Genomic DNA, 22,546 nt, shown 5'->3' with positions numbered 1-22,546 from the left:
GCTCATGAACTTCGATGACACCCCGCAGGAAGCCGAATTCCGCACTACCGCGCGCAAATGGATCGACGCCAACGCGCCGAAGCAATACGAGGCGGAGCTGTCAAAGTCCTCGCTCGGCCGTATCCGGCTGGAGAAGGAAGAGATCGTCGATGTCGGCAAGGCCTGGCAGAAGAAGAAGGCTGAAGGCGGCTGGGCCTGCCTGCACTGGCCGAAGGAATATGGCGGCCGCGGAGCGACCCCGATCGAGAAGGTGATCTGGCAGCAGGAAGAGGGCGTCTACGGCAAGCTGACGCAGCCGTTCCAGATCGGCGAGGGCATGTGCGGCCCCACCGTGATGGCGTTCGGCAGCGAGGAGCACAAGCGTCATTATCTGCCGAAGCTTGCTTCCGGCGAACATATCTGGTGCCAGCTGTTCTCCGAGCCAGCCGGCGGCTCCGACGTCGCAGGCTTGCGCACGCGGGCGGAAAAGCAGGGCGACAATTGGGTCGTCAACGGCCAGAAGATCTGGACCTCGGGCGCGCACTACTCTGATTACGGTCTTCTGATCACGCGCACCGATCCCAATGTGCCGAAGCACAAGGGCCTGACGATGTTTTTTCTCGACATGAAGAGCAAGGGCGTCGAGGTGCGGCCGATCAAGCAGGCCAACGGCATGCAGGAGTTCAACGAGGTCTATTTCACCGATGTGGTGATTCCCGATCACCAGCGTCTCGGCGCCGTCGGCGACGGCTGGAACGTCTCGCTGACCACGCTGATGAACGAGCGCATGTCGATTGGTTCGCGGCTCGCGACGGGTTTCCCCGAAATGTTCGAGTTCTGCTCGAACCTGATGACCGATAACGGGCTCGCGATCGACGATCCCGCGACGCGTTCGAAGCTTGCGAGCTGGGCCGTGAAGGCGAGCGGGCTGAAATACACCAGCTACCGCGCGATTTCGTCGCTCTCCAAGGGCGAACGTCCGGGCCCGGAAAATTCTATCGGCAAGCTGGTCTCCGGTTCGATGCTGCAGGATATCGCGACCTACGCGATGGATCTGCAGGGCGCCGCCGGCGCGCTGACCGGCGCTGACGAGCAAGAGGCGAGCGGGCAGTTCCAGCAGATGCTGCTGTCTTCGCCCTCGATGCGCATTGCCGGCGGGACGGATGAGATCCTGCGCAACATCATCGCCGAACGGGTGCTCGGCCTGCCCGGCGATATCCGCGTCGACAAGGACGTGCCGTTCAACAAGATCCCGACCAAGGGAAGAGGTTAACCGTCATTCCGGGGCGCCGCGAAGCGGCGAACCCGGAATCCAGAAGTTTTGGATCGAGATTCCGGGTTCGCGCTGCGCGCGCCCCGGAATGACTGAAAGAGGAAGTTCCATGGACGCTGCGGCAAAGGCGCGTTACGAGACGGAAGATCGCATCGGCGTGCTCGAGGAGCTCTTGAACGAACGCTATTCCGTTCGCGCCTTCCTGCCGCAGGAGGTGCCGCGCGAGACCATTGAGCACGTATTGAACGTGTCGCAACGTACGGCGTCATGGTGCAACAGCCAGCCCTGGCAGGTGCTGATTGCGAGCGGCGAGGCCAAGGAGAAGTTTCGCAAGGCGATCTATGCCGAGGCCGCCTCCGGCGCCAAGGACGATCATGATTTCACGCCGCCGCGCGAATATCTCGGCGTCTATCTGGAGCGCCGCCGCGAGAGCGGTTTTCAGCTCTACAACACGCTTGGCATCGCGCGCGGCGACAAGATGGCGTATGTGAAGCAGGCACTGGAGAACTACAATTTCTTCGGCGCGCCGCACGTCGCGATTATCCACACCGACGAGCCCCTCGGTGTCTACGGCGCGGTCGATTGCGGCGCCTATGTCTCCAACTTCATGCTGGCGGCGCAGGCGCTCGGCCTCGGCACTATTCCGCAGGCCGCACTGGCGCGGCATTCCGGGCTGATCCGGCGGCACTTCAAGCTGGCCGACGATCGCAAGGTGGTTTGCGGTATTTCGTTCGGCTACGCCGACCATTCCCACAAGGTGAATAGTTACCGCACCTCGCGGGCGAGCGTTGCCGATACCGTGACGTTCATCGATTAGCGGGCAACAAAAAGTGGAACACAGAAGAATCGACGTCTTGGGCCTCGTCTGCAAACATTAAAACAGGACAGCCGCGGGCTTGACCCGGGCATCCATCGGCTTCAAAGCAGGCTGCCATCTTTTCGATGAATTGCAGGGTCATCCCCGATTGGGTCGGGGACAGGTGCCCGGCAATGACGAGATGAAAAAACGGAAGGCCTGCAATGAAATTTGGACCCGCAAAGCACTTCATCGCGCTCCTGCTGGCAGCCTCATTGCTCACCGGTTGCCTCGAACGCGGCCAGCCGACCATGGTTGACACCAGCGCCGACGACGACGCATTCTGCCGCGCCAACAATGTCGCCGCAGGTTCAAACGATTATGTCATCTGCCGCAAGAACCGTGACGTGCAGCGCGGCAATGCCAGCGCCCGCACCGACCGTGCCCAACGCAATCTCGCCGAGCAGATGCTGAACAATCCGACCAGGCCCTAACCAGGAGGCCATCATGAACGAAGACGTCTTCAATGCCAGCCTGCGCGGATTCCTCAAGAAGGTCGGCATCACCTCGCAGCGCGAAATCGAAAAAGCAGTGCGCGACGCCATCGAAGCCGGCAAGCTCAAGGGCAATGAGAAGCTGCCGGCGAAGATGGTGCTGACGATCGGCGGCGTCAGCCTGTCGCATGAGATTAGCGACGAGATCGAACTGGGATAGCACCCGAGCGGGTGACTTTGTCCACCGTAGCTCAACGAGCGAAGGCGGATCCAGTATTCCAGAGAAATCAGTTTTGTATCGAGAAGCCGCGGCGTACTGGATGCCCCGCCTTCGCGGGGCATGACGGTGATGGTTGTACTGCCATGCTCTCAAAACAAAAAAACGCGGCAGGTCGCCCCGCCGCGTTCGGCATCAGCCGTAGCCGATAACCTTATTCCTCTTCGTCGTCCTGCTTCTTGCCGCCGATCGTCTTCAGCTTGGCGAACACGGCGTCGACGTTGAGGTCGTCTTCCGTCTTCTCGCTCGGCTCGAATTCCGGCTCCTTCTTGGTGGTCTCGGAGGCCGGGAGCAGCGTGGCGCCGCCGTAGGCCGCGGGCACCGGTTTTTCCTTGGCGGCGCGCTGCACCTCGAAATCGAGCTCGATCTGCGAGCACAGGCCGAGCGTCACCGGGTCCATCGGTGTCAGCGTCGAGGCATTCCAATGGGTGCGGTCGCGGACGCTCGCGATGGTGGTCTTGGTGGTGCCGACCAGGCGCATGATCTGCGCGTCCTTCAATTCGGGATGGTTGCGGACCAGCCACAGGATCGCGCTCGGCCGCTCGTGGCGGCGGGATACCGGGGTGTAGCGCGGGCCCTTCTTCTTGGCGGCCGGCGGCAGCACAACCTTGCTCTCGCCGAGCCTGAGGCGGTAATTCGGGTCTTTTTCACCCTTTTCGATCTCGTCGCGGCTCAATTGGCCGGTCGAGATCGGGTCCATGCCCTTGATGCCCTGAGCGGCGTCGCCGTCCGCAATGGCGCGGACCTCAAGGGGGTGCATTTTGGTGAAATCGGCCACCTGGTCGAAGGTCAGCGCGGTATTGTCAACCAGCCACACGGCAGTCGCTTTTGGCATCAGCGGTGCATTGCTCATGGCAAATCTCCTTTGTGCCTCGCCCACCTCTTTTGGAGGCGAAGCCTATGGTCATCGGTGATGACGGGAATTAGGGCGCTATATACGCCTTCCCGGGGTATTGGCGCAATGGTCTGCTAAAGTGCCTTGACAGAGCCCGAAAGCAGTCCCAAGTCCTTATGCGAATTGGCCGTTCCCAGCCCGCCGGCTAGGGGTGATTCGGTCTCCGAGATAGCCCCGATGCCTTCTGTGTCAACGTCAGCGAAACCAGACCTCAGAATCGTGCTTTGTTCCCCCCGAGGCTTCTGCGCCGGGGTGGTGCGGGCCATCGATACCGTCGAACGGGCGCTCGCCATCTATGGCGCCCCGGTCTATGTCCGCCACGAGATCGTCCATAACCGCTATGTGGTCGACAGCCTGAAGACCAAGGGCGCGATCTTCGTCGAGGAACTCGCCGAGATCCCCGATAATACCAACGCGCCGGTGGTGTTTTCGGCCCACGGGGTTCCCAAATCGGTTCCGGCGGATGCCCGGGCCCGCAATTTCTTCTCGCTGGACGCGACCTGCCCGCTGGTCACGAAGGTGCACCGCGAGGCCGCGATCCATTTCAAGCGCGGCCGTGAAATCCTGCTTATCGGGCATTCCCACCACCCCGAGGTGGTCGGCACGCTCGGCCAGTTGCCGGCTGGCGCGGTGACGCTGATCGAGACCGCGGAAGACGCCAAGACGTTCACGCCGAAGGATCCCAACAACCTCGCCTTCGTGACCCAGACGACGCTGTCGATCGACGACACCGCCGAGATCGTGGCGCTGCTCAAGGAGCGCTTCCCGAACATCAACGGGCCGCACAAGGAAGACATCTGCTACGCAACCACCAACCGCCAGCTCGCGGTCAAGAAGGTGGCGCCGGTGGTCGATGCGCTGATCGTGGTCGGCGCGCCGAACTCGTCGAACTCGCAGCGGCTGCGCGAGGTCGCCGAGCGCGAGGGCTGCAAGATCGCGATCCTGGCACAGCGTGCCTCGGATCTCGACTGGTCGCGGTTCGAGGGCATCAAGAGCCTTGGCATCACGGCGGGCGCATCCGCGCCGGAAGTGATCGTCGAGGAGATCATGGGCGCCTTCGCCGAGCGGTTCGAATTGCATGTGGAGACGGTGTCGGCCGCGGAGGAGAACGAGTTCTTCCCGCTGCCGCGTTCGCTGCGGCCCGAAGCTGCCGCCGAGTAGTCGCGATGGCGGTTTACACCGACGTCGCCGCCGAAGACCTCGCGGAGTTCCTGAAAGGCTACGACATCGGCGAGTTGCTCTCCTACAAGGGCATCGCCGAGGGCGTCGAGAATTCCAACTTCCTGCTGCATACCAGCAAGGGCGCGTTCATCCTCACGCTCTATGAAAAGCGCGTGGCGGTGGACGATTTGCCGTATTTCCTGTCGCTGATGGCGCATCTGGCCGAGCGCGGTGTGCGTTGCCCGCAGCCCGCCCGCAATCGCAAGGGCGACGTCTACAGCGAGCTTGCGGACCGTCCCGCGGCGATCATCAACTTCCTCGAAGGCGTGTGGCCGCGGCGGCCCAACGCCGCGCATTGCACCGGCGTGGGCGAGGCGCTCGCGAAAATGCATCTGGCGGGGCGCGACTTTCCGATGTTCCGCAAGAACCCGCTGTCGGTCGAGGGCTGGCGGCCGCTGTTCGATCTCGCCGCGCCGCGTGCGGATAGCGTCGCACCCGGCTTGCAGGATTTCATCGCGCGCGAGCTCGATCATCTCGAAGCGTGCTGGCCGAAAGATCTGCCGCCAGGCGTCATCCATGCCGATCTGTTTCCCGACAACGTGTTCTTCCTCGGCGATAAATTGTCGGGGCTGATCGACTTCCCGTTCTCCTGCAACGACATGCTGGCCTACGACATCGCGATCTGCCTGAACGCGTGGTGCTTCGAAGCGGATCATTCCTTCAACGTCACCAAGGCCCGCGCGCTGCTGAACGCCTATGGGCGCGAGCGCCAATTGTCTGAGGCCGAACAGGAGGCGCTGCCGCTGCTGGCGCGCGGCGCGGCGCTGCGTTTCCTGCTGACGCGGCTGGTCGATTTCCTCAACGTGCCGCCGGGCGCGCTGGTGAAGCCAAAAGACCCGCTCGAATATGTCCGCAAGCTGCGCTTCCATCAGAACGTCGCGAGCGTGCGCGATTACGGCCTGACCCAGCCAGGATGCGTCGCTTGAGCGAACTGCCTCACGTGACGGTCTTCACCGACGGCGCCTGCTCGGGCAATCCCGGTCCCGGCGGCTGGGGCGCCATCCTGAGATTCGGCGACAAAGAGAAAGAACTGAAGGGCGGCGAGGCCCACACCACCAACAACCGCATGGAGCTGATGGCGGCGATCTCGGCGCTGGAAGCGCTGAAGAGGCCATGCGTGGTCGACCTCACCACCGACAGCCAGTACGTCCGCCTGGGCATCACCGGCTGGATCCACGGCTGGAAGAAGAACGGCTGGCGCACCGCCGACAAGAAGCCGGTCAAGAATGTCGAGCTATGGCAGCGGCTCGATGCCGCGCTGAAACCGCACCAGGTGCGCTGGCACTGGATCAAGGGCCACGCCGGCCACGCCGAAAACGAGCGCGCCGATCAACTCGCGCGCGACGGCATCGCGATGGCGAGGTTACAGGAGAGGGTGGGGAAGTAGCTCTTCCCCTCTCCCCTTGTGGGAGAGGGTGGATCAATCGCGCAAGGCGCGATTGAGACGGATGAGGGGTTCTCTCCGCGGATATGTGTTCTCGTCTGAACGTCTGCGTCCGCGGATAGAACCCCTCATCCGGCGGACTGCGTCCGCCACCTTCTCCCACAAGGGGAGAAGGAAGAAAGCGTCGTTCGCTTTAGCTCAGAGCTGCCCCAGCAGCGTATCGCCGCCGGAAACCTCGACCTTGCCGGGCGCCGGCTCGAGGTTGAGCTTCTTCACCACGCCGTCGTCCACCAGCATCGAATAACGCTTGGAGCGGATGCCAAGGCCGTTGCCGGAGGCGTCGAGCTCCATGCCGATCGCCTTGGTGAAGTCGGCATTGCCGTCGGCGAGGAACACCGCCTCGTCGCGCTGGTCGGTGTCGCGCTTCCAGGCGTTCATGACGAAGGCGTCGTTGACGGAGACGATGGCGATGGTGCTCACGCCCTTGTCCTTGATGGCATAGGCGTTGAGGAAGATGCTCGGCAGGTGCATCTTGTGGCAGGTGCCGGTATAGGCGCCGGGCACCGCGAACAGCGCCACCTTCTTGCCCTTGAAAATATCGTCGGTGGTTTTGACCTGCGGACCTTCCGCCGTCATCACGCGAAACTTGGCTTCCGGCAGCTTGTCGCCAACTTGGATCGTCATCGTCAATTCTCCCTCAATGAGCGGATAGTTTCTTAGACCGGGCAGGCGGCTGGTACAATATTCAGAGCAGGCGAAACGGCAACGGTTGAGGCCGTTCACGCTTCCGTCATCACGGCGAAAAGCCGCCTTGATCCAGGAAGGCCTGCTCGTCCGGCGTGGTCGCGCGGCCCAACAGGTGGTTGCGGTGAGGAAAGCGCCCGAACCGCCGGATGATCTCGGCGTGGTGCTCGGCCCATTTCAGGCTTTCCGTATGGCCGGCCGCGCGTGACAATTCGATGCAGCGCAACTGGTCGGCCAGATGCTCCGAATGCATCAACGGCAGATAGAGGAATTCGCGCAAGGCGGGATCAATCCGCGCGTCGACGCCGCGATCGACGGCACGGTGCGCCACCTCCCGCGCCAGCGCGTCGCTGGCATAGGTCCTGATGTCGCCGCGGAACATGTTGCGGGGAAACTGGTCGAGCACGATGACGAGCGCCAGCGCGCCGTCATCGCTCGTTTCCCATGAGGATAGTTCGCCGGCTGCCGCGCTCTGCCACAAGCCATGAAAGCGCCGGCGCAGCTCGGCGTCGAACGCTTCATCGGGCGTGTACCAGCGCTTGGGGCCGGCATCACGCCAGAAAGCCAAAATGGCGGCCGGCGTGACGGGAGCTTCAGCCATCGACAGGAAGTCCGTACGCTTTTAGGCCGCGGCCTTCTTCTCGTCGCGCAGTTCGCGGCGCAGGATCTTGCCGACATTGGTCTTGGGCAGGTCGGTCCTGAACTCGATCTGCTTGGGGACCTTGTAGGCGGTGAGCTGCGTGCCGCAATACTTGATGACTTCCTCGGCGGTGAGGTTCGGGTCCTTCTTGACGATGAAGGCTTTCACCGCCTCGCCCGATTTGGCGTCGGCTACGCCGATGACAGCGCATTCCAGCACGCCGGCATGGCTTGCGATCACTTCCTCGATCTCGTTGGGATAGACGTTGAAGCCCGAGACCAGGATCATATCCTTCTTGCGGTCGACGATCTTGGCGAAGCCGCGCTCATCCATCACGCCGATGTCGCCGGTGCGGAAGAAGCCGTCCGCGGTCATCACGTTGGCGGTCTCTTCCGGCCGGTTCCAGTAGCCGGCCATCACCTGCGGGCCCTTGGCGCAGATTTCGCCGGGCTGGCCAAGCGGCACTTCGTTGCCGTCGTCGTCGCGGATCGAGATGTAGGTCGACGGCACGGGAATGCCGATCGAGCCGGAGAACTGGTCGGTATCGGCCGGGTTGCAGGTCAGCGTCGGCGAGGTTTCCGACAGGCCGTAGCCTTCCGCCAGCGGGCAGCCCGTTATCTTCAACCACTTCTCGGCGACCGGTCTTTGCACCGCCATGCCACCGCCGTTGGAGACCTTCAGCTTGGAGAAGTCGAGCTTGTCGAACCCTGGCGTGTGGAGCAGGCCGTTGTAGAGGGTGTTGACGGCTGGGAAAAAGCTGACCTGGTATTTCGTCAACTCCTTGACGAAGCCGGCCATGTCGCGCGGGTTGGGAATCAACAGATTGGTGCCACCAGCGCGCACTCCCAGCAGGTAACATGCGGTCAGCGCGAAGATGTGATAGAGCGGCAGCGCGCAGACGATGATCATCTGGTCGACAATGGGCGGCTTCTTCAGCGCCGGCTGCAGCCAGGCGTCGTTCTGCAGCACGTTGGCGAGAATGTTCCTGTGCAGCAGCGTCGCGCCCTTGGAGACGCCGGTGGTGCCGCCGGTGTATTGCAGGAAGGCGACGTCATCGAGCGAGAGCTTCGGCTTGTCGAGCTTCTTGCCGCGGCCGGCGGCGAGCGCATCGTTGAACGAGACCGCGCCCGGGATCGACCAGGCCGGCACCATCTTCTTCACCTTGCGGACCACCAGATTGACGATGACGCCCTTGAAGCCGAGCAGGTCGCCCATGCTGCCGACGATCACGTGCTTGACCGCGGTCCTCGCGATCACCTGCTGCACGGTGGTGGCGAAATTCTCCAGAACGATGATCGCCTCGGCGCCGGAATCCTTGAGCTGATGCTCGAGCTCGCGCGGGGTGTAGAGCGGATTGACGTTCACGACAGCATAGCCGGCGCGCAGCACGGCGGCGGTCGAGACCGGATATTGCAGCACGTTCGGCATCATCAGCGCGACACGGGCGCCCTTTTGCAGGCCCTTGCCCTGCAGATAGGCGCCGAGCGCGGCCGACATATCGTCGAGGTCGCGGTAGCTGATCGACTTGTCCATGCAGATGAACGCCTTGCGGTCGGCGAACTTCGCAAAGCTTTCTTCCAACAGCTCGACCAGCGACGAGTACTGGGTGACGTCGATATCGGCTGGCACGCCGGCCGGATATTGCTTGAGCCAGATCCGCTCCATGGTATTTCCCCTCCGGTTTGTTTCCCTGTTCTTGGCCGGGAACGCCTTGTTTTCGGCAGTATTGTGAATGCCGCCGCCGATGGCAAGCGGCTGCGCGCTATCGACGCGTTCGTCGACCTAAAATAGCGGCTCGAACGGCCGAGAAAACTGCCTAATTGCGCGGCTTCGCGGCCCGTTAACCAGCCGGCTTGGTTTCGCCTTTGGGCTTGGCGGTGGCCTTCGGCTGGGCCGGCTTCGGCGCGGGCTTGTCTCCGACGGCGGCAGGCTTGGCGGCTGGCTTTCTGTCGGCCGCGGCGGCTGGCTTGGTGGCGGCAGCCTCCGGCTTGGCGTTCGCATGCCTGACCGTCGCAGGCTTGGCGGCCGGCTTCGCGTTGGCTTCAGCCTTGGGTGCTGCCGCGGCGTCGGGCTTCTTCGCTGCAATCTTCGACTTCTTGCCGCGCGTTGCCGAGGCCTGCTTCTGGGCCTCCGCCGCAACGGCCGCGATCAACGCGGCGCCGGTCTTGGTCGGACCGGTATAGACCGGGACGGGCTCGGACGGCACCGCCGCGGCAGCCATCAAGTCCGCGGGCTTGGCCATCGGCGGCTGCAGCCCGGCGGCGGTGAAGAACGTGACTGCGGTCTCGCCGGCCGACGCGCTGCCGTTGGTGGCGACGACGTCGGCGTCCTCGTCGGTGGCCGGCCGCTTGCGTTTGCCGTTGCACATCTCTTCGCGCAGGTTCGGCGGCGTCGCATCGATCGGAACCAGACTGTCGACGGTACCGAGCGCGGGCTTCAGCCAGCCCAGCCCGTTGCCGCCGAAGCCGCGCTCCAGCAATTGTGCCGCGCGAACCGCGCGCGCCTGTCCCGAGGATGCGCCGAGCACGACGGCAATCAGCCGCTTGCCATTGCGCGTCGCGGAGGCGACCAGATTGTAGCCGGAAGCGCAAATGAAGCCGGTCTTGAAGCCGTCGGCGCCCGGATAGCGTCCGATCAGCTTGTTGAAATTATGCGTCACCCTCCGACCGTAGCGGATCGAGGGAATGTGCATGAAGTACTCGTATTCCGGCAGGTCGCGAATGACGGCGCGCGCCAGGATTGCGAGATCGCGCGCCGAGGTGATCTGTCCATCCGCCGGCAGGCCGTTCGGATTGACGTAGCTCGTCTGCGTCATGCCGAGCCTCGCGGCGGTCTGGTTCATCATCGCCGAGAAACCGTCGATCGATCCGCCGACGCCTTCGGCAAGCACAACGGCCATGTCGTTGGCCGACTTCACCATCATCATCTTGAGCGCGTTGTCGACAGTGACCTGGGTGCCCGGAGGAAAACCCATCTTGGACGGCGATTCCGAGGCTGCGACCGGCGACACCGTTAGCAGCGTGTCGAGCGACAGACGCCCGTCCTTCACGGCCTTCAGCGTGACGTAGGCGGTCATGATCTTGGTCACCGAGGCGGGGTACCAGGGCATGGTGGCGTTGTCGGCCTGCAGCACCTTGCCGGTGTCGGCTTCAACGACCAGCAGCGCTTCGGCTTGCACGGCGCGCGGCGTCACGACGGCTAGCGCCGCCACGAGGAGAATCCAGTTCATCGACGAATGGCGTGGCAGCAGGCGAAGAAGTTGCACTTTTCCGTTCCGGTCCTTTGAGACCCGCCTTCGAAAAGGAGGTCCTTGAGAAGCTAACGTTCGGGTTTCAAGCGTGTCCGGGGCCGTCGCTTTTGCGGCAGGCGCAAACCTATACCGGCTTGGCCGGCCAGAACAGAGCCCGGGCGATTAAATGGTGGACGAAATCGTCGCAAATTCGGCGATGTCCAAACCGTGATCGCGCTCACGCTGGCCTATTTGGCCTCGATTCCGGCGCGCGCATTCTCCTGCACCATGAACTGGGCCTTCGCGAGTTCCGCAAAGCGTCCGCCTTTGGCCACCAGTTCATCGAAAGTTCCGCTTTCGATCACGCGCCCATTGTCGAACACCAGGATACGGGTGGCGTTGCGAATGGTTGAAAGCCGGTGCGCGATCACGAAGGTGGTGCGTCCCTTCATGACCTCGTCGAGGGCGGCGTTGACCTTGGCTTCGGTGACGGCATCGAGCGCGCTGGTCGCCTCGTCGAGGATCAGGATCGGCGGGTCCTTCAGCAGCGCGCGCGCGATCGACAGGCGTTGCCGTTCGCCGCCGGACAACATGCGGCCGCGCTCGCCGGCGTGGGTCTCGAATTTCTTGTCGCTGCGTTCGATGAATTCCAGCGCCTGCGCGCGGCTTGCGGCGATGCGCATTTCCTCGTCGGTGGCGTCCGGCTTGCCGACGCGGAGGTTGTCGGCGAGCGAGCGGTTGAACAGCAGCGCCTCCTGGAACACCACGCCGATGTTCCGCCGCAGCGCGGTCAGCTTCAGGCCGCGGATATCCATGCCGTCGATCTTGATGATGCCGGATTGCGGGTCGAAGGCGCGGTGCAGAAGCGCGATCGCCGTCGATTTGCCGGCGCCGGTCGGGCCGACCAGCGCGATGGTCTGGCCGGGCAGGGCGGTAAACGAAACGTCCTCGACCGCGGGCCGCTTGCCGTCATAGGAAAACGAGACGTCGTTGAATTCGACGAGGCCGGAGAGGCGGCCGGTATCCATCGCGCCGGGCCGGTCGCGCACCGCGGGCACCGCGTCCAGCACGTCGAAGAATTCCTGCAGGCGCGGCGCCTCCATGAACACGCTGTTGATGAAGCTCACCACCTGTTCGAGCTTCTGGATCAGCATGGTCGCAAAACTCACGAACATCACGATCTCGCCGACCGTGGTCTGCCCTTGTCCGTGCAGGTAGATGCCGACGGAGAAGATCGCCAGCACCGTGATGGTGGTGGAGGCGCGGGTGATGATGGTGACCAGCGCCCACCAGCCAAGCACCGGCATCTGAGCGGCGAGCAGCTTGTCGGCGACGAAGCGCAGGCCCTGAACTTCCGCATCGATCCGCACGAAGCTCTGCACCAGTGCGACATTGCCGAGCGCGTCGGAGGCGCGCGCCGAAAGGTCGCTGTATTGCGCCTCGACCTCGCTCTGCATGCCGTAGGTCTTGCGCACCACGAGCGTGGTCAGCACCGTGAACACCACGCACAGCACGAACAGGAGGATCGCCAGCCGCCAGTTGATGTAGAGCGCGAGCGGCAGCAGCACGACCAGCGACAGGATCGCGGCAAAATGCTCGCGGAAGAAACCGAGCCAGAGCCGCCACAGCGCATCGGTGCCGTTCAGCATCACCTTCATCAGCCGGCCGGAATGGGTGCCGGAATGAAAGGTCAGCGGCAACTGCATGATGTGCTCGAAATAATCCGTCAGCACCACCTGGCGCTGGCGGTGCGCCAGCTTGTCGGCGTTGAGCGCGACCGCCGCGCTGCAGAGGATCGTGAACAGGCCGAACGCAACCCAGGCCGCGAGCAGCGGCCACGCCGAATTCGACGCCAGCGGCCCGGCCTGCGGTTTGCCGGAGAGCACGTCGACGATCTTGCCGAACAGCACCGGCTCGGCGAATTGCGCGCCGGCCAGCAGCAGGTTGGCGAAGGCCAGAATCCAGCCCAGCCGCGCCTCCTTGCCGAGCAGCTCGAGGACGCGGGTGTAGAGGCGCAGCATGGACATTCGGATCAAGGACTCAAAGGAAGCGATCAGCGGCCACTATACTAATCAGGGATCGCGGCGGAGAACCAGAGCGGGATGAATTTGTTCAATCGCTTTTATCTCTAATCGCTTGCGGATAACACGCCCACCTCTCCATGAGGGGCACCGCCTCAATTGATCAAGCGGCCGTTGAGCGGCGGCAGGTACTGGTCGTCAAAAATGTCGGAGGCCTGCGGCCGCTTCTGAAACTTGAAATCTTCCGAGACCTGGTCGATCGAGCGTTCGAAGCGTGCCGGATCGATCGCGCCGATGCCGTTGCGTTTCACTTCGCTGGTCAGGATGTTGTCGCGCAGGATGGCTTGCAGGCGTTCGAGTTCGAGGTCCTTTGAGCCGCCGTCCATGCGATTGGCGACTTCGGTCGCAGCGCCTGCAGGGTCCTTGACGGTGAGATTCAGGCCGCCGATCGCGGCCCGCACGAATCCCTTCACCACCTCGGGTTTGGCGGCTGCCAGCGCCGGATTGGCGATAACAGCGAAACCATAGGCCTCGCAGCCATAGTCGGCGAGTTTCAGCACCGCCAGATCGTCGGCCGGCACGCCGCGGTCCTTCAAATTGATCGCCGACAGATAAGAGAATCCGGTCACGGCATCGATCTGGCCCGCCGACAGCATCGGCTCGCGTACTGCGGCGCTGATGCTGCTCTGTTTCACGGTCTTGATCTTGATGCCGTTCTGGTGGGCTACCGCCGGCCACAGCCGGACCGACAGGTCGCCTTCGGCGACGCCGAGCGTCTTGCCCTCGATGTCAGTCAGCGCACGGACGCCGCGGCTTCTGCGGGCGATGATGGAATAGGGCGCCTTGTTGAACAGCACGAACACCGCCTTGATCCTCGGGCCGCCCTGCTTGTCCTTGTCGCGAAACCGCATCAACGCGTTGATGTCGACGAGGGCAAAATCGCTGGTGCCGGCCGTGACGCGCGCAATCGCATCCTGCGATCCGCTGGCGATGTTGGTCGTGACCGCCAGCGCTTCCGCGCTGAACAGGCCGCCGGTTGAGGCCATTACAAATGGGGCGGCTGCGGCATCGATCGGACGATCGAGCGAAAACTGGATCGCGAGGGGAGGCCGGGGTTCATCCGCGGCCAGGACATTGCTCGCCATCAAGCCCGCAATTGCGCACAGCCCGGCAAGGGAAGCCAAGAGAACCCTCGAGCGAACCCTCGAGCGAACGCTCAAGAGCGCGCTCAGGCGAGAGCGGATGACGTTGGTCCTGACAGCACGCATCGAGGTTACATCAGCACGAGGTGGGACAAGTTGCCGCGCCGGCGATGACTGTTTCGTGACATCGCCAACGGCATGAATCGCCCTTGGGCGAGCCATTCTGCAGCATCTAACCTGAACGGTCGATGACTGCCATGATTTTGCCAGGGATCGTTCAGCTGCCGTTCGGATTCGGGAACCTAGTATCCGCTCAGTGGTTAGCCATCGGAGGCCTGTCGGGCCAGCTCCCACGGAGGATGTCGAGAATGTTTGCGCGAAAGGGTTTGTTTTCATCGATCGGCCGCGCCGGAGCGGTGGCGACGATCGCGGCGGTGGCGCTGACGGCGGTCCAGCCGTCGATGGCCTTCGCCGGCTCCGCGACTTCAGGCAAGGGCGTTACGGCGTCAGCCGGCACCAGCGATGCGACCGATATCAGCGCGCGCCGCAGATATTATCGCGGCGGCGGTGGTGCCGCGGCAGCGGCGGCCTTTGCGGGCATCGTCGGCACGGGGCTTGCGATCGCGGCCGCCCAGAACCGGCGCGACTATTATTATGACAGCTACGGCTACTATGGTGGCGCGCCGGCGTATTATGGCGGACCGGTCTATTACGGAGGCGGCCCCTACTATGGCGGCGGTTACTATCGATCGGGCGTGCCCCATTATCGCGGGCATCCCCTCGCTAGCTGGTAATTGTGATAGCCGTTAAAGCAGTCGTTAAAGATGAATCCACCGGTCGCTTCGGCCGGTGGATTTTTTTCTGGTTGCAGGCCTGGCCGTTAACACGCTCGCCACGGCTTTGCATTAGGTTGGTATGATGAGTGATTCGCTCGAACGGCTTTATCAGGCTGTCATCGCGGCCAGGGATCTCGATCCGGCCACGTCGCGAACGGCCCGGCTGTTTCAGCGCGGTCCCTCCAAGATGGCCAAGAAGCTCGCCGAGGAAGCCATCGAAGTCGTCATCGACGCCGTCAACGGCAAGACCGACGCGGTGGTCCGCGAGAGTGCCGATCTGCTTTATAACCTGATCGTCCTTTGGGCTTCGGCCGGCGTGAAGCCGGAGGACGTCTGGCGCGAAATGGGGCGCCGCGAGGATATGCTCGGCATCGCCGAGAAGCTCCCGAAGTCGGCGGTCAAAATGCCCAAAGTTCTCGCGAGCAAGGCGCTACCCGCCAAGCCGCTATCTGCCAAGACTTTGCCCAAGGAGTTGTCCAAGACGACGGCGTCCCCCACGGTCCGGCGGCGAATTGTCGCGCTGGAAGGCCGCTCCTCGCATAAACGGCACTAATTCCCCTCCAATTTCGTCCTTTTCCGGCATGGACAAATCCGCCGCATGATGGTTCATGCGGCCATGCTGAAACGGACCTACGATTGGTGCATCGACGCCGCTGACAAGCCTTACGCGCTCTGGATCATGGCGGCCGTATCCTTCGCGGAAAGCTCGTTCTTCCCGATTCCGCCCGACATCATGCTGCTGCCGATGTCGCTGGCACGGCCGAAGAAGGCATGGTGGTTCGCGACCGTCTGCACGATCTCTTCCGTCGCCGGCGGGGTGGTCGGATACGCGATCGGCGCGCTGCTCTACGATTCGATCGGGCACTGGCTCATCACCCTTTACGGTCTCAGTGACAAGGTCGAGACCTTCCGGGCCTCCTATGCCGAATGGGGCGCGGTGATCATCCTGGTGAAGGGCCTGACGCCGATCCCCTACAAGCTCGTGACCATCACCTCGGGCTTCGCGGGCTACAATATCTGGCTGTTCATCCTGTGCTCCATCGTGGCGCGCGGCGGGCGCTTCTTCGTGGTCGCGGTCCTGCTCAACCGCTACGGCGACGTGATCCGGAGCGAGCTGGAAAAGCGGCTCGGCCTGTGGGTCGCCATCGGGGCGGTTGTACTGGTGCTCGGTTTCGTCGTTGCGTTCAAGCTGATCTAGATCGCGTTTACGCTGATCTCGATCGCGTTTACGCCGATCCAGCGCTTGGCCGGCATCCCGGCTTCAGGCTACGTTTCGTGTCATGTCCGATCGAAGCGGCCGTCTGTTCACATTATTCGGGACGCAACTTGCGACCGCGGGCCTCGTTGCATCCATGCTGGCGACCGCTCCCGAAGCCAGCTGGCCGCAGGCCGCGCCTCCACCATCGCTCGGCCTGCAATCACCGGCCCAGCAACCCCTGCCGCCTCAGCCCGCGCCGCAGCAGATCGAGCCGCCGCAAGCGCCGCGCGACGAGAATCCGGGCCTGATCAACGAGATCGGCAAGTTGTTCGAGAAATCCAAATCGTTGCTGCCGCCGCTGAAGAGCCCGAGCGAGACCATCGACGATTTCAACGCGCGCACCAAGGACGCCGGCCAGAGCCTGTCGAACATGGCCAAGCCTTCGATCATGGTGAGCGGGCGGGCGGCGTGTCTGGTGTCTTCCAACGGCGCGCCGGACTGCAAGGCCGGCGCCGATCGGCTGTGCCAGAGCAAGGGCTACAAGGAAGGCAAGAGCCTCGACACGGATGCTGCCGAGAAATGCTCGCCGAAAGTGTATCTGCCGGGCTACAAGCGCCAGCCGGGCGACTGCAAGAACGAAAATTACGTGACGAGGGCGCTCTGTCAGTAGTGCATGATCCGGAAAAGTGGGCGCCGGTTTTCCCTCGCGACAAACGCGGAACGCGTTTGCCCGGAGATCATGCGCAAACAAAAAGCTGGCGTGGAATGAGTTTTCGCAGAAAAGTCATTCCACGCTAGCGACAAAACGCAATACTTGACACTGGAAAGATTGCCTTGTTGGTATGACGTCTGGCATCTCTACGGCGATGCCTCACCGCTTGAATAAACCGAAGGATCATTTCGAATGTCCATGCCTGCCTTGTTCAAGGGCCGTTTGTCGCTACCCGTGATCGGTGCGCCGCTCTTCATCATTTCCGTGCCGGATCTCGTGATCGCGCAATGCAAGGCGGGTGTGGTCGGCTCGTTCCCGGCGCTCAACGCGCGCCCGCCGGCGCTGCTCGACGAGTGGCTGGCGCGGATCAAGGAAGAACTCGCCGCTTACGACAAGGCGCATCCCGAGCGGCCGTCGGCACCGTTTGCGGTGAACCAGATCGTGCACAAGTCGAACAACCGGCTCGATCAGGATCTGGCGCTTTGTGAAAAACACAAGGTGCCGATGATGATCACCTCTCTCGGCGCGCGCGAGGAACTCAATCAGGCCGCGCATGGCTGGGGCTGTATCGTTTTCCACGACGTGATCAATCAGAAATTCGCCCATAAGGCGGTCGAGAAGGGCGCCGACGGATTGATCCTGGTCTCGGCCGGCGCCGGCGGCCATGCCGGCGAGATTTCGCCGCTGGCCTTCGTGGCGGAGACGCGGGCCTGGTTCGACGGTCCGATCGCGTTGTCAGGCGCGATTGCCAACGGCCGCGCCATCCGCGCCGCGCGCATACTGGGCGCCGACTTTGCCTATATCGGCTCCGCCTTCATCGCCACCACCGAAGCCAATGCGGTCGAGGGCTACAAGCAGATGATCACGGCCTCGGCTGCGGAAGACATCGTCTATTCCAACCTGTTCACCGGCGTACACGGCAATTATCTGAAGCCGTCGATCGTCGCGGCCGGCATGGATCCCGACAATCTCCCGACCTCGGATCCCTCAAAAATGAGCTTCGGTACGGACGCGTCGGGCGAGCGCGCCAAGCCAAAGGCCTGGAAGGAAATCTGGGGCTCCGGCCAGGGCGTCGGCAGCGTCGCCAAGGTCTTGCCGGCTGCCGAACTGATCGCGCGGTTCAGACGAGAATATGACGAGGCGGTCGACCCCGCGCTGTAACGGCGGCCAGCGCCCTCTCCCTTACGAGGAGAGGGCGGCCAAGGTGAGGCCTTTTGCCTTCGCGGTCCGTCGGCAGTCGCGCGCGGCGCTCACACGTTCAGATTCATCCAGACGGCCTTCGGCTCGGTAAAATTCTCCAGCGCGGCCGTGCCGTGTTCGCGACCGAATCCTGAATCGCGCACGCCGCCCCATGGCAGCCGCACGTCGGTGTAGCCATAGGTGTTGATCCAGACCGTTCCGGCCTTCGCCTGCCTGGCGAAGCGCTGCACCCGTCCGATGTCGCGGCTCCAGACGCCGGCTGCGAGGCTGTAGGCCGTGCCGTTGGCGATGCGGAGCGCTTCGGCTTCATCCTTGAACTTGATGACGCTGACCACGGGCCCGAAGATTTCTTCCTGCGAGATGCGCATCTCGTGTTGGACGTTGGCGAACACCGCCGGGCTGATGAAGTAGCCGCGGTCGCCGACACGCTCCCCACCCGTCGTCAGAAAGGCGCCTTCGTTCCGGCCGATATCCACGTAGTCGAGGATGCTCTTCATCTGCTTCTCGGAGATCACCGGCCCCATCGCCGTGCGCGATCGGCGGGATCGCCGATGCGGATGGCCCTGGCACGCTGCGTCAGCCGCTCGACCACCTCGTCATAGACCTTCTCATGGGCCAGCACGCGTGAGCCGGCCGAGCACACCTGCCCGGCATTGAAGAAGATTCCCGACGCCGCCGCCTTGCTGGCCGCCTCGATATCGGCGTCGTCGAAGATGACATTGGCGGACTTGCCGCCGAGTTCGAGCGACACGCGTTTGAAATTGCCGGCGGCGCCGCGCAGGATACCGCGGCCGACGCCCGGCGATCCCGTAAACGTCACCTTGTCGACATCAGGATGATTGACCAGCGCGTCGCCGACCACCCGTCCGGGGCCGGTAACGATGTTCAGAACGCCGGGCGGCAACCCTGCTTCGAGTGCCAGCTCACCGATGCGCAATGCGGAAAGCGATGTCAGCTCGGCAGGCTTCATCACGATGGTGCAGCCGCAGGCCAGCGCCGGCGCCAGTTTCCACATCCCGATCATCAGCGGGAAATTCCACGGCACGATGGCGGCGACCACGCCGACCGGCTCGCGCATGGTGTAGGTCAGCGCTTCTTCCCGCGTCGAGACCACCTCGCCGCTGATCTTGTCGGCCCAGCCGGCATAGTAAGTCAGTGTATCGATGGCGGCGGGAAGATCCTGCCGCAGCACGCCCGCGATCGGCTTGCCGGCATCGAGGCTTTCAAGGGCTGCGATCTCGTCGGCGTGCTGCTTCATAAGCTCGGCCAGACGGAGCAAAATCTGGCCGCGTTCGGAGGCGCGCATGCTGCGCCAGGGACCCTCGAAGGCGCGCCGCGCCGCCGCCACTGCGCGATCAACGTCGGCCTCGTTGCCTTCAGCCACCGTCGCGATGACCTGTTCGTTGGCCGGATTGAGGGTCTTGAACGTGCGGCCGGAGGCGGACGGGACGTGCCGGCCGTCGATCAGCAGTAGCCGCGGCTTGGCGGATGCGACGGCGGGGATGGATTCGCGGCCGTAATCATATGCAATCAACATCATATTTCCTCCGTTTGTTGTGCTTGAAATTAGGAGGAGATAGCCTTTTGTAAATATGATATGGTGTGCCTATGTCTCATAAAGATATGCAATCAATTTCATAAGTGAGCGGCGATGCATCACGTCGAGATCGAAACCGTCTGGCGATTTCACAAGGAAGGCAGCCCGGAGACGGCGGTGGTGATGCTCGGCGTTCTCAATGAAATCCGGAAGACCGGGAAACTCACCAGCGCGGCGAAGCACGCCCAGCTCTCCTATCGGCATGTCTGGAATCTGGTCGAGCAATGGTCCGATTTCTTCGGCGTGCCGCTGGTCGAGACCCACCGCGGCAAGGGCACGGCGCTCACTGCCTTCGGCGAAAAACTAGTCTGGGCCGGAGAGCGCATGCAGGCGCGGCTCGGTCCGCAGCTCGAAAATCTTGCGCAGGAACTCGTCACCGAGATCAAGCCGTTCCTGCATCAGCGCCCGTCCGTTATCCGCGTACACGCCAGCCACGGTTTTGCGGTGTCGAAATTGCGCGAATTGCTGGACCGTGAACCCGGCATCGGCGTCGATCTGCGCTATGTCAGCAATCAGAATTCGCTGGTGTCGCTGGCGCAGGGCGCGTGCGATCTTTCCGGCGTGCATCTGCCGCGCGGCGAATTGCGCGCGCAGGGCATTCGAGCCTGCAAGGAATGGCTCGATCCGCGCGAGGACCGCGTGATCAGTTTCGTGACGCGGGAAATGGGCCTGATGGTCAAGCGTGGCAATCCGCTGAAGATCGCCTCGATCAAGGATGTCGTCGAGCGCAAGGCGCGCTTCGTCAACCGCGACCATGATTCCGGCACGCGGCTGCTGTTCGATCAGTTGCTGGCGCTGCACAAGGTCGACGAGGCCAAAATCAACGGTGCGCAGCAAATGGAGTTCACCCACGCCGCCGTCGCGGCCTATGTCGCCAGCGGCATGGCGGATGTGAGTTTCGGCGTCGAGGCCGCCGCCCGGCAGTTCGGGCTCGATTTCATCCGGTTGCTGACGGAAGACTATTTATTCGTCTGCAAGCGGGCATTTCTCGAAACCGAGCCGATGCGGCGCATCATCGACATCATGAAGGGCCGCGAGTTCCAGGAGGGGGTTGCGAGCCTGCCCGGTTATGTCGCGACCAACACCGGCAAGGTCAGTACCGTGAAGGAGTTTCTGGAGAGCGTGGGGTCGAACGCCACCTGATGTTCTGCCGGGGCGCCGTTCACGTCGTCAGCGTTTCGACTCCCGCTCTTCCGCAGTGATATGATTGCATCCGCTTTTGACGTCAGATGAGGTTTCGATGGCGACCGGACAGGATTTGAGCGGGCGTGTCGCGCTGGTGACGGGGGCGTCCCGCGGCATCGGTGCGGCGATTGCACGCGTGCTGGCCGAGGCCGGCGCAGCGGTTGCGGTGAATTACCGCGAGCGGGCCGATGATGCCGATGCCGTCGTGGCCAAAATCAAATCCGGCGGCGGCCGCGCGATCGCGGTCGCGGCCGATGTCTCGCAGGCGGCGGCCGTGGTGGCGATGGTCGGGCAGGTCGCTTCCGCGCTCGGCCCGATCGACATCCTCGTCAACAATGCCGGCATGGCGATCGTGCGCGGCGTCGATGACCTCACCGAGGACGATTTCGACCGCACCATCGCGGTGAACCTGAAATCGGCGTTCCTGTGCACGCAGGCGGTGCTGCCCGCGATGCGTGCGCGCAAATGGGGCCGCATCGTCAATATCTCGTCGGGTGCGGCGCGCGGCGCCGGCGCCATCGGCGTGCACTACAACGCCTCCAAGGCCGGTATGGAAGGGCTGACGAGAGGCTATGCCGCGCGGCTGGTCAAGGAAGGCATCACCGTCAACGCGGTGGCGCCGTCGCTGATCGCAACCGACATGATGGGCGGCCGGACCGATCTCGCCCGCAACATTCCGCTCGGCCGCATGGGCCAGGCCGACGAGGTGGCGCAGGCGGTCGCGATGGTGCTCGGCAACAGCTACATGACCGGGCAGACCATCGTCCTCAATGGCGGCATGGCGTTCATTTGAAGCCTGCTGTCCTGCTCTCCGTATCCCGCGAATGGCGCACGGCGCTCTGCCCGCCACGGCCTCGACTCGTTCCGCCGAAGCAGGCAAGAAGCTGCTCCCTTTGATCGACAGGACCTCCCACCCGATGGATGCCATCTTTCGTGTTGACGGCAACGACGTCGTCACCAGCCCCTTTGCTGCGGGTCCCTGGGACCCGAGCATGCAGCATGGCTCGCCGCCGGCGGCGCTGGTGGTGTGGGCAGCGGAGCGGATTCCGACTGCCATCCCGATGCGGATCGCCCGCGTGACCGTCGACCTGATGCGCCCCGTGCCGGTGGGGCCGCTGACCATCGAGAGCGAAGTCTTGCGCGAGGGGCGCAAGATCCAGCTCTGCGCCGTCAGGCTGCTCGCCAAAGGCGTCGTCGTGGTCGGGGCGACCGTGCTGAAGATCAAGGTGCAGGCGAACGAATTGCCGCCCGAGGCTGCCATCCTGCCGGTCGAGCTACCGGGGCCGGATCAATCGCGGGTCGAGCGGGTGGATTTTTCCTCCAGCCCATTCGTGACCGGGATGTCGCTGCGTGCCGCCCGCGGCCGGTTCGGCTCGCCCGGCCCCGGCGCGATCTGGTACCGCGTCGACCGGCCGATCGTGGAAGGCGCAGCCGTTTCGCAGGCGATGCGAGCGATGGCAGCGGCGGATTTCTGCAACGGCACCTCGGCCGTGCTGGATTTTCGCGAATGGACCTTTCTCAACGCCGACCTGACCGTGAATTTTTCGCGTGAGCCGGCCGGCGACTGGATCCTGCTCGATGCCGAATCCTGGATCGGTCCCGACGGCGCGGGGCTCGCGATGGCGCGGCTCGCCGACGCGCGCGGCTATTTCGGCCGCGCCATCCAGAGCCTGGTGATCGAGAAGCGCTGAGCGCAGGCAGATGAAGAGGCCGCGATCACTGG

The 22,546-nt window shown here is 63.4% G+C and carries 22 protein-coding genes and 1 pseudogene; 15 read left to right on the top strand and 8 right to left on the bottom strand.

The features are described 5' to 3' along the window. Positions 1–4: 4 nt before the first annotated feature. The 4 genes from C7G61_RS00925 to C7G61_RS00910 all read left to right on the top strand — a co-directional run bounded on the left by C7G61_RS00925 (position 5) and on the right by C7G61_RS00910 (position 2,762). Entirely contained in the window at positions 5–1,252 is a 1,248-nt protein-coding gene (locus tag C7G61_RS00925) for an acyl-CoA dehydrogenase (protein ID WP_108512195.1), read from the top strand. Positions 1,253–1,361: 109 nt separating this feature from the next. Beyond that, complete coding sequence (locus C7G61_RS00920) at positions 1,362–2,069, top strand: nitroreductase (RefSeq protein ID WP_108512194.1); 708 nt, start codon at positions 1,362–1,364, stop codon at positions 2,067–2,069. Positions 2,070–2,272: 203 nt separating this feature from the next. Further along, positions 2,273–2,542: a hypothetical protein gene (locus C7G61_RS00915; protein WP_108512193.1), complete on the top strand. Its 270-nt coding sequence runs from the start codon at positions 2,273–2,275 to the stop codon at positions 2,540–2,542. Positions 2,543–2,555: 13 nt separating this feature from the next. Further along, positions 2,556–2,762 (top strand): DUF6494 family protein, encoded by a 207-nt coding sequence (locus C7G61_RS00910; protein ID WP_108512192.1) that lies wholly within the window; start codon positions 2,556–2,558, stop codon positions 2,760–2,762. A 211-nt stretch (positions 2,763–2,973) separates the two neighbouring features. On the opposite strand, the gene C7G61_RS00905 is transcribed toward C7G61_RS00910, so the two are convergent. Continuing rightward, the gene (locus C7G61_RS00905; RefSeq protein ID WP_108512191.1) at positions 2,974–3,672 is read right to left on the bottom strand and encodes a DUF1013 domain-containing protein; all 699 of its coding nucleotides are present in this window, start codon (positions 3,670–3,672) and stop codon (positions 2,974–2,976) included. Positions 3,673–3,891: 219 nt separating this feature from the next. On the opposite strand from C7G61_RS00905, the gene ispH reads away from it, so the two are divergent. Genes ispH through rnhA form a run of 3 tightly spaced genes read left to right on the top strand, consistent with a single transcriptional unit; the run spans position 3,892 to position 6,322 of the window. Then, entirely contained in the window at positions 3,892–4,875 is a 984-nt protein-coding gene (gene ispH, locus C7G61_RS00900; RefSeq protein ID WP_108512190.1) for a 4-hydroxy-3-methylbut-2-enyl diphosphate reductase, read from the top strand. A 5-nt stretch (positions 4,876–4,880) separates the two neighbouring features. Continuing rightward, positions 4,881–5,861 carry a homoserine kinase gene (locus tag C7G61_RS00895; protein ID WP_108512189.1) on the top strand — a complete coding sequence of 327 codons (981 nt, stop codon included), beginning with the start codon at positions 4,881–4,883 and terminating at the stop codon, positions 5,859–5,861. Continuing rightward, the gene (rnhA, locus tag C7G61_RS00890) at positions 5,858–6,322 is read left to right on the top strand and encodes a ribonuclease HI (protein WP_108512188.1); all 465 of its coding nucleotides are present in this window, start codon (positions 5,858–5,860) and stop codon (positions 6,320–6,322) included. Before C7G61_RS00895 ends, rnhA begins: the two co-directional genes overlap by 4 nt. A gap of 195 nt (positions 6,323–6,517) precedes the next feature. On the opposite strand, the gene C7G61_RS00885 is transcribed toward rnhA, so the two are convergent. The 6 genes from C7G61_RS00885 to C7G61_RS00860 all read right to left on the bottom strand — a co-directional run bounded on the left by C7G61_RS00885 (position 6,518) and on the right by C7G61_RS00860 (position 14,098). Next, positions 6,518–7,003 carry a peroxiredoxin gene (locus C7G61_RS00885; protein ID WP_108512187.1) on the bottom strand — a complete coding sequence of 162 codons (486 nt, stop codon included), beginning with the start codon at positions 7,001–7,003 and terminating at the stop codon, positions 6,518–6,520. Positions 7,004–7,112: 109 nt separating this feature from the next. Continuing rightward, positions 7,113–7,664 (bottom strand): DUF924 family protein, encoded by a 552-nt coding sequence (locus C7G61_RS00880; protein ID WP_108512186.1) that lies wholly within the window; start codon positions 7,662–7,664, stop codon positions 7,113–7,115. 21 nt (positions 7,665–7,685) lie between these two features. Further along, entirely contained in the window at positions 7,686–9,368 is a 1,683-nt protein-coding gene (locus C7G61_RS00875; protein ID WP_108512185.1) for a long-chain fatty acid--CoA ligase, read from the bottom strand. Between the two features lie 175 nt (positions 9,369–9,543). Beyond that, positions 9,544–10,968, bottom strand: a complete 1,425-nt coding sequence (locus C7G61_RS00870; RefSeq protein ID WP_420836725.1) for a D-alanyl-D-alanine carboxypeptidase family protein — start codon at positions 10,966–10,968, stop codon at positions 9,544–9,546. A 212-nt stretch (positions 10,969–11,180) separates the two neighbouring features. Next, positions 11,181–12,959 carry a glucan ABC transporter ATP-binding protein/ permease gene (locus C7G61_RS00865; RefSeq protein ID WP_108512184.1) on the bottom strand — a complete coding sequence of 593 codons (1,779 nt, stop codon included), beginning with the start codon at positions 12,957–12,959 and terminating at the stop codon, positions 11,181–11,183. Between the two features lie 149 nt (positions 12,960–13,108). Continuing rightward, positions 13,109–14,098, bottom strand: a complete 990-nt coding sequence (locus C7G61_RS00860) for an ABC transporter substrate-binding protein (RefSeq protein ID WP_244608119.1) — start codon at positions 14,096–14,098, stop codon at positions 13,109–13,111. A 365-nt stretch (positions 14,099–14,463) separates the two neighbouring features. Between C7G61_RS00860 and C7G61_RS00855 the strand changes: the two genes are divergently transcribed. The 5 genes from C7G61_RS00855 (at position 14,464) to C7G61_RS00835 (ending at position 18,002) form a co-directional block, all read left to right on the top strand. Then, complete coding sequence (locus C7G61_RS00855) at positions 14,464–14,889, top strand: hypothetical protein (protein WP_108512182.1); 426 nt, start codon at positions 14,464–14,466, stop codon at positions 14,887–14,889. Between the two features lie 124 nt (positions 14,890–15,013). Then, on the top strand, positions 15,014–15,484 hold the full coding sequence (hisE, locus tag C7G61_RS00850) for a phosphoribosyl-ATP diphosphatase (RefSeq protein WP_108512775.1): 471 nt from the start codon (positions 15,014–15,016) through the stop codon (positions 15,482–15,484). 63 nt (positions 15,485–15,547) lie between these two features. Further along, positions 15,548–16,129, top strand: a complete 582-nt coding sequence (locus tag C7G61_RS00845; RefSeq protein ID WP_108512774.1) for a YqaA family protein — start codon at positions 15,548–15,550, stop codon at positions 16,127–16,129. A gap of 82 nt (positions 16,130–16,211) precedes the next feature. Further along, complete coding sequence (locus C7G61_RS00840; protein ID WP_108512181.1) at positions 16,212–16,799, top strand: hypothetical protein; 588 nt, start codon at positions 16,212–16,214, stop codon at positions 16,797–16,799. A gap of 234 nt (positions 16,800–17,033) precedes the next feature. After that, positions 17,034–18,002 (top strand): NAD(P)H-dependent flavin oxidoreductase, encoded by a 969-nt coding sequence (locus C7G61_RS00835; protein ID WP_108512180.1) that lies wholly within the window; start codon positions 17,034–17,036, stop codon positions 18,000–18,002. A gap of 89 nt (positions 18,003–18,091) precedes the next feature. Here C7G61_RS00835 and C7G61_RS00830 read toward each other — a convergent pair. Then, positions 18,092–19,578: pseudogene (locus tag C7G61_RS00830) on the bottom strand (aldehyde dehydrogenase family protein). A gap of 114 nt (positions 19,579–19,692) precedes the next feature. On the opposite strand from C7G61_RS00830, the gene C7G61_RS00825 reads away from it, so the two are divergent. The 3 genes from C7G61_RS00825 to C7G61_RS00815 all read left to right on the top strand — a co-directional run bounded on the left by C7G61_RS00825 (position 19,693) and on the right by C7G61_RS00815 (position 22,514). Continuing rightward, positions 19,693–20,781, top strand: a complete 1,089-nt coding sequence (locus tag C7G61_RS00825; protein WP_108512179.1) for a substrate-binding domain-containing protein — start codon at positions 19,693–19,695, stop codon at positions 20,779–20,781. A 97-nt stretch (positions 20,782–20,878) separates the two neighbouring features. Next, entirely contained in the window at positions 20,879–21,616 is a 738-nt protein-coding gene (locus C7G61_RS00820) for an SDR family NAD(P)-dependent oxidoreductase (protein WP_108512178.1), read from the top strand. 124 nt (positions 21,617–21,740) lie between these two features. Continuing rightward, on the top strand, positions 21,741–22,514 hold the full coding sequence (locus C7G61_RS00815; protein ID WP_108512773.1) for a thioesterase family protein: 774 nt from the start codon (positions 21,741–21,743) through the stop codon (positions 22,512–22,514). The last annotated feature ends 32 nt before the right edge of the window (positions 22,515–22,546 follow it).

Origin of the sequence: Bradyrhizobium algeriense, assembly GCF_003062295.1 — a bacterium.
Lineage (GTDB): Bacteria > Pseudomonadota > Alphaproteobacteria > Rhizobiales > Xanthobacteraceae > Bradyrhizobium > Bradyrhizobium algeriense.
Note: the sequence above shows the minus strand (reverse complement) of the source record. Positions and strands in the feature narration are given on the sequence as shown.

What these genes read in the sequence shown, in the direction of transcription:
- C7G61_RS00840 (WP_108512181.1), top strand. Translation starts at nt 16,212, where the DNA reads ATGTCCGATCGAAGCGGCCGTCTGTTCACATTATTCGGGACGCAACTT.
- C7G61_RS00865 (WP_108512184.1), bottom strand. Translation starts at nt 12,959, where the DNA reads ATGTCCATGCTGCGCCTCTACACCCGCGTCCTCGAGCTGCTCGGCAAG.
- C7G61_RS00835 (WP_108512180.1), top strand. Translation starts at nt 17,034, where the DNA reads ATGTCCATGCCTGCCTTGTTCAAGGGCCGTTTGTCGCTACCCGTGATC.
- C7G61_RS00885 (WP_108512187.1), bottom strand. Translation starts at nt 7,003, where the DNA reads ATGACGATCCAAGTTGGCGACAAGCTGCCGGAAGCCAAGTTTCGCGTG.
- ispH (WP_108512190.1), top strand. Translation starts at nt 3,892, where the DNA reads ATGCCTTCTGTGTCAACGTCAGCGAAACCAGACCTCAGAATCGTGCTT.
- C7G61_RS00820 (WP_108512178.1), top strand. Translation starts at nt 20,879, where the DNA reads ATGGCGACCGGACAGGATTTGAGCGGGCGTGTCGCGCTGGTGACGGGG.
- C7G61_RS00825 (WP_108512179.1), top strand. Translation starts at nt 19,693, where the DNA reads ATGCATCACGTCGAGATCGAAACCGTCTGGCGATTTCACAAGGAAGGC.
- C7G61_RS00895 (WP_108512189.1), top strand. Translation starts at nt 4,881, where the DNA reads ATGGCGGTTTACACCGACGTCGCCGCCGAAGACCTCGCGGAGTTCCTG.
- C7G61_RS00860 (WP_244608119.1), bottom strand. Translation starts at nt 14,098, where the DNA reads ATGGCGAGCAATGTCCTGGCCGCGGATGAACCCCGGCCTCCCCTCGCG.
- C7G61_RS00875 (WP_108512185.1), bottom strand. Translation starts at nt 9,368, where the DNA reads ATGGAGCGGATCTGGCTCAAGCAATATCCGGCCGGCGTGCCAGCCGAT.
- C7G61_RS00855 (WP_108512182.1), top strand. Translation starts at nt 14,464, where the DNA reads ATGTTTGCGCGAAAGGGTTTGTTTTCATCGATCGGCCGCGCCGGAGCG.
- C7G61_RS00880 (WP_108512186.1), bottom strand. Translation starts at nt 7,664, where the DNA reads ATGGCTGAAGCTCCCGTCACGCCGGCCGCCATTTTGGCTTTCTGGCGT.
- C7G61_RS00915 (WP_108512193.1), top strand. Translation starts at nt 2,273, where the DNA reads ATGAAATTTGGACCCGCAAAGCACTTCATCGCGCTCCTGCTGGCAGCC.
- C7G61_RS00925 (WP_108512195.1), top strand. Translation starts at nt 5, where the DNA reads ATGAACTTCGATGACACCCCGCAGGAAGCCGAATTCCGCACTACCGCG.
- hisE (WP_108512775.1), top strand. Translation starts at nt 15,014, where the DNA reads ATGAGTGATTCGCTCGAACGGCTTTATCAGGCTGTCATCGCGGCCAGG.
- C7G61_RS00905 (WP_108512191.1), bottom strand. Translation starts at nt 3,672, where the DNA reads ATGAGCAATGCACCGCTGATGCCAAAAGCGACTGCCGTGTGGCTGGTT.
- C7G61_RS00920 (WP_108512194.1), top strand. Translation starts at nt 1,362, where the DNA reads ATGGACGCTGCGGCAAAGGCGCGTTACGAGACGGAAGATCGCATCGGC.
- C7G61_RS00815 (WP_108512773.1), top strand. Translation starts at nt 21,741, where the DNA reads ATGGATGCCATCTTTCGTGTTGACGGCAACGACGTCGTCACCAGCCCC.
- C7G61_RS00845 (WP_108512774.1), top strand. Translation starts at nt 15,548, where the DNA reads ATGCTGAAACGGACCTACGATTGGTGCATCGACGCCGCTGACAAGCCT.
- C7G61_RS00910 (WP_108512192.1), top strand. Translation starts at nt 2,556, where the DNA reads ATGAACGAAGACGTCTTCAATGCCAGCCTGCGCGGATTCCTCAAGAAG.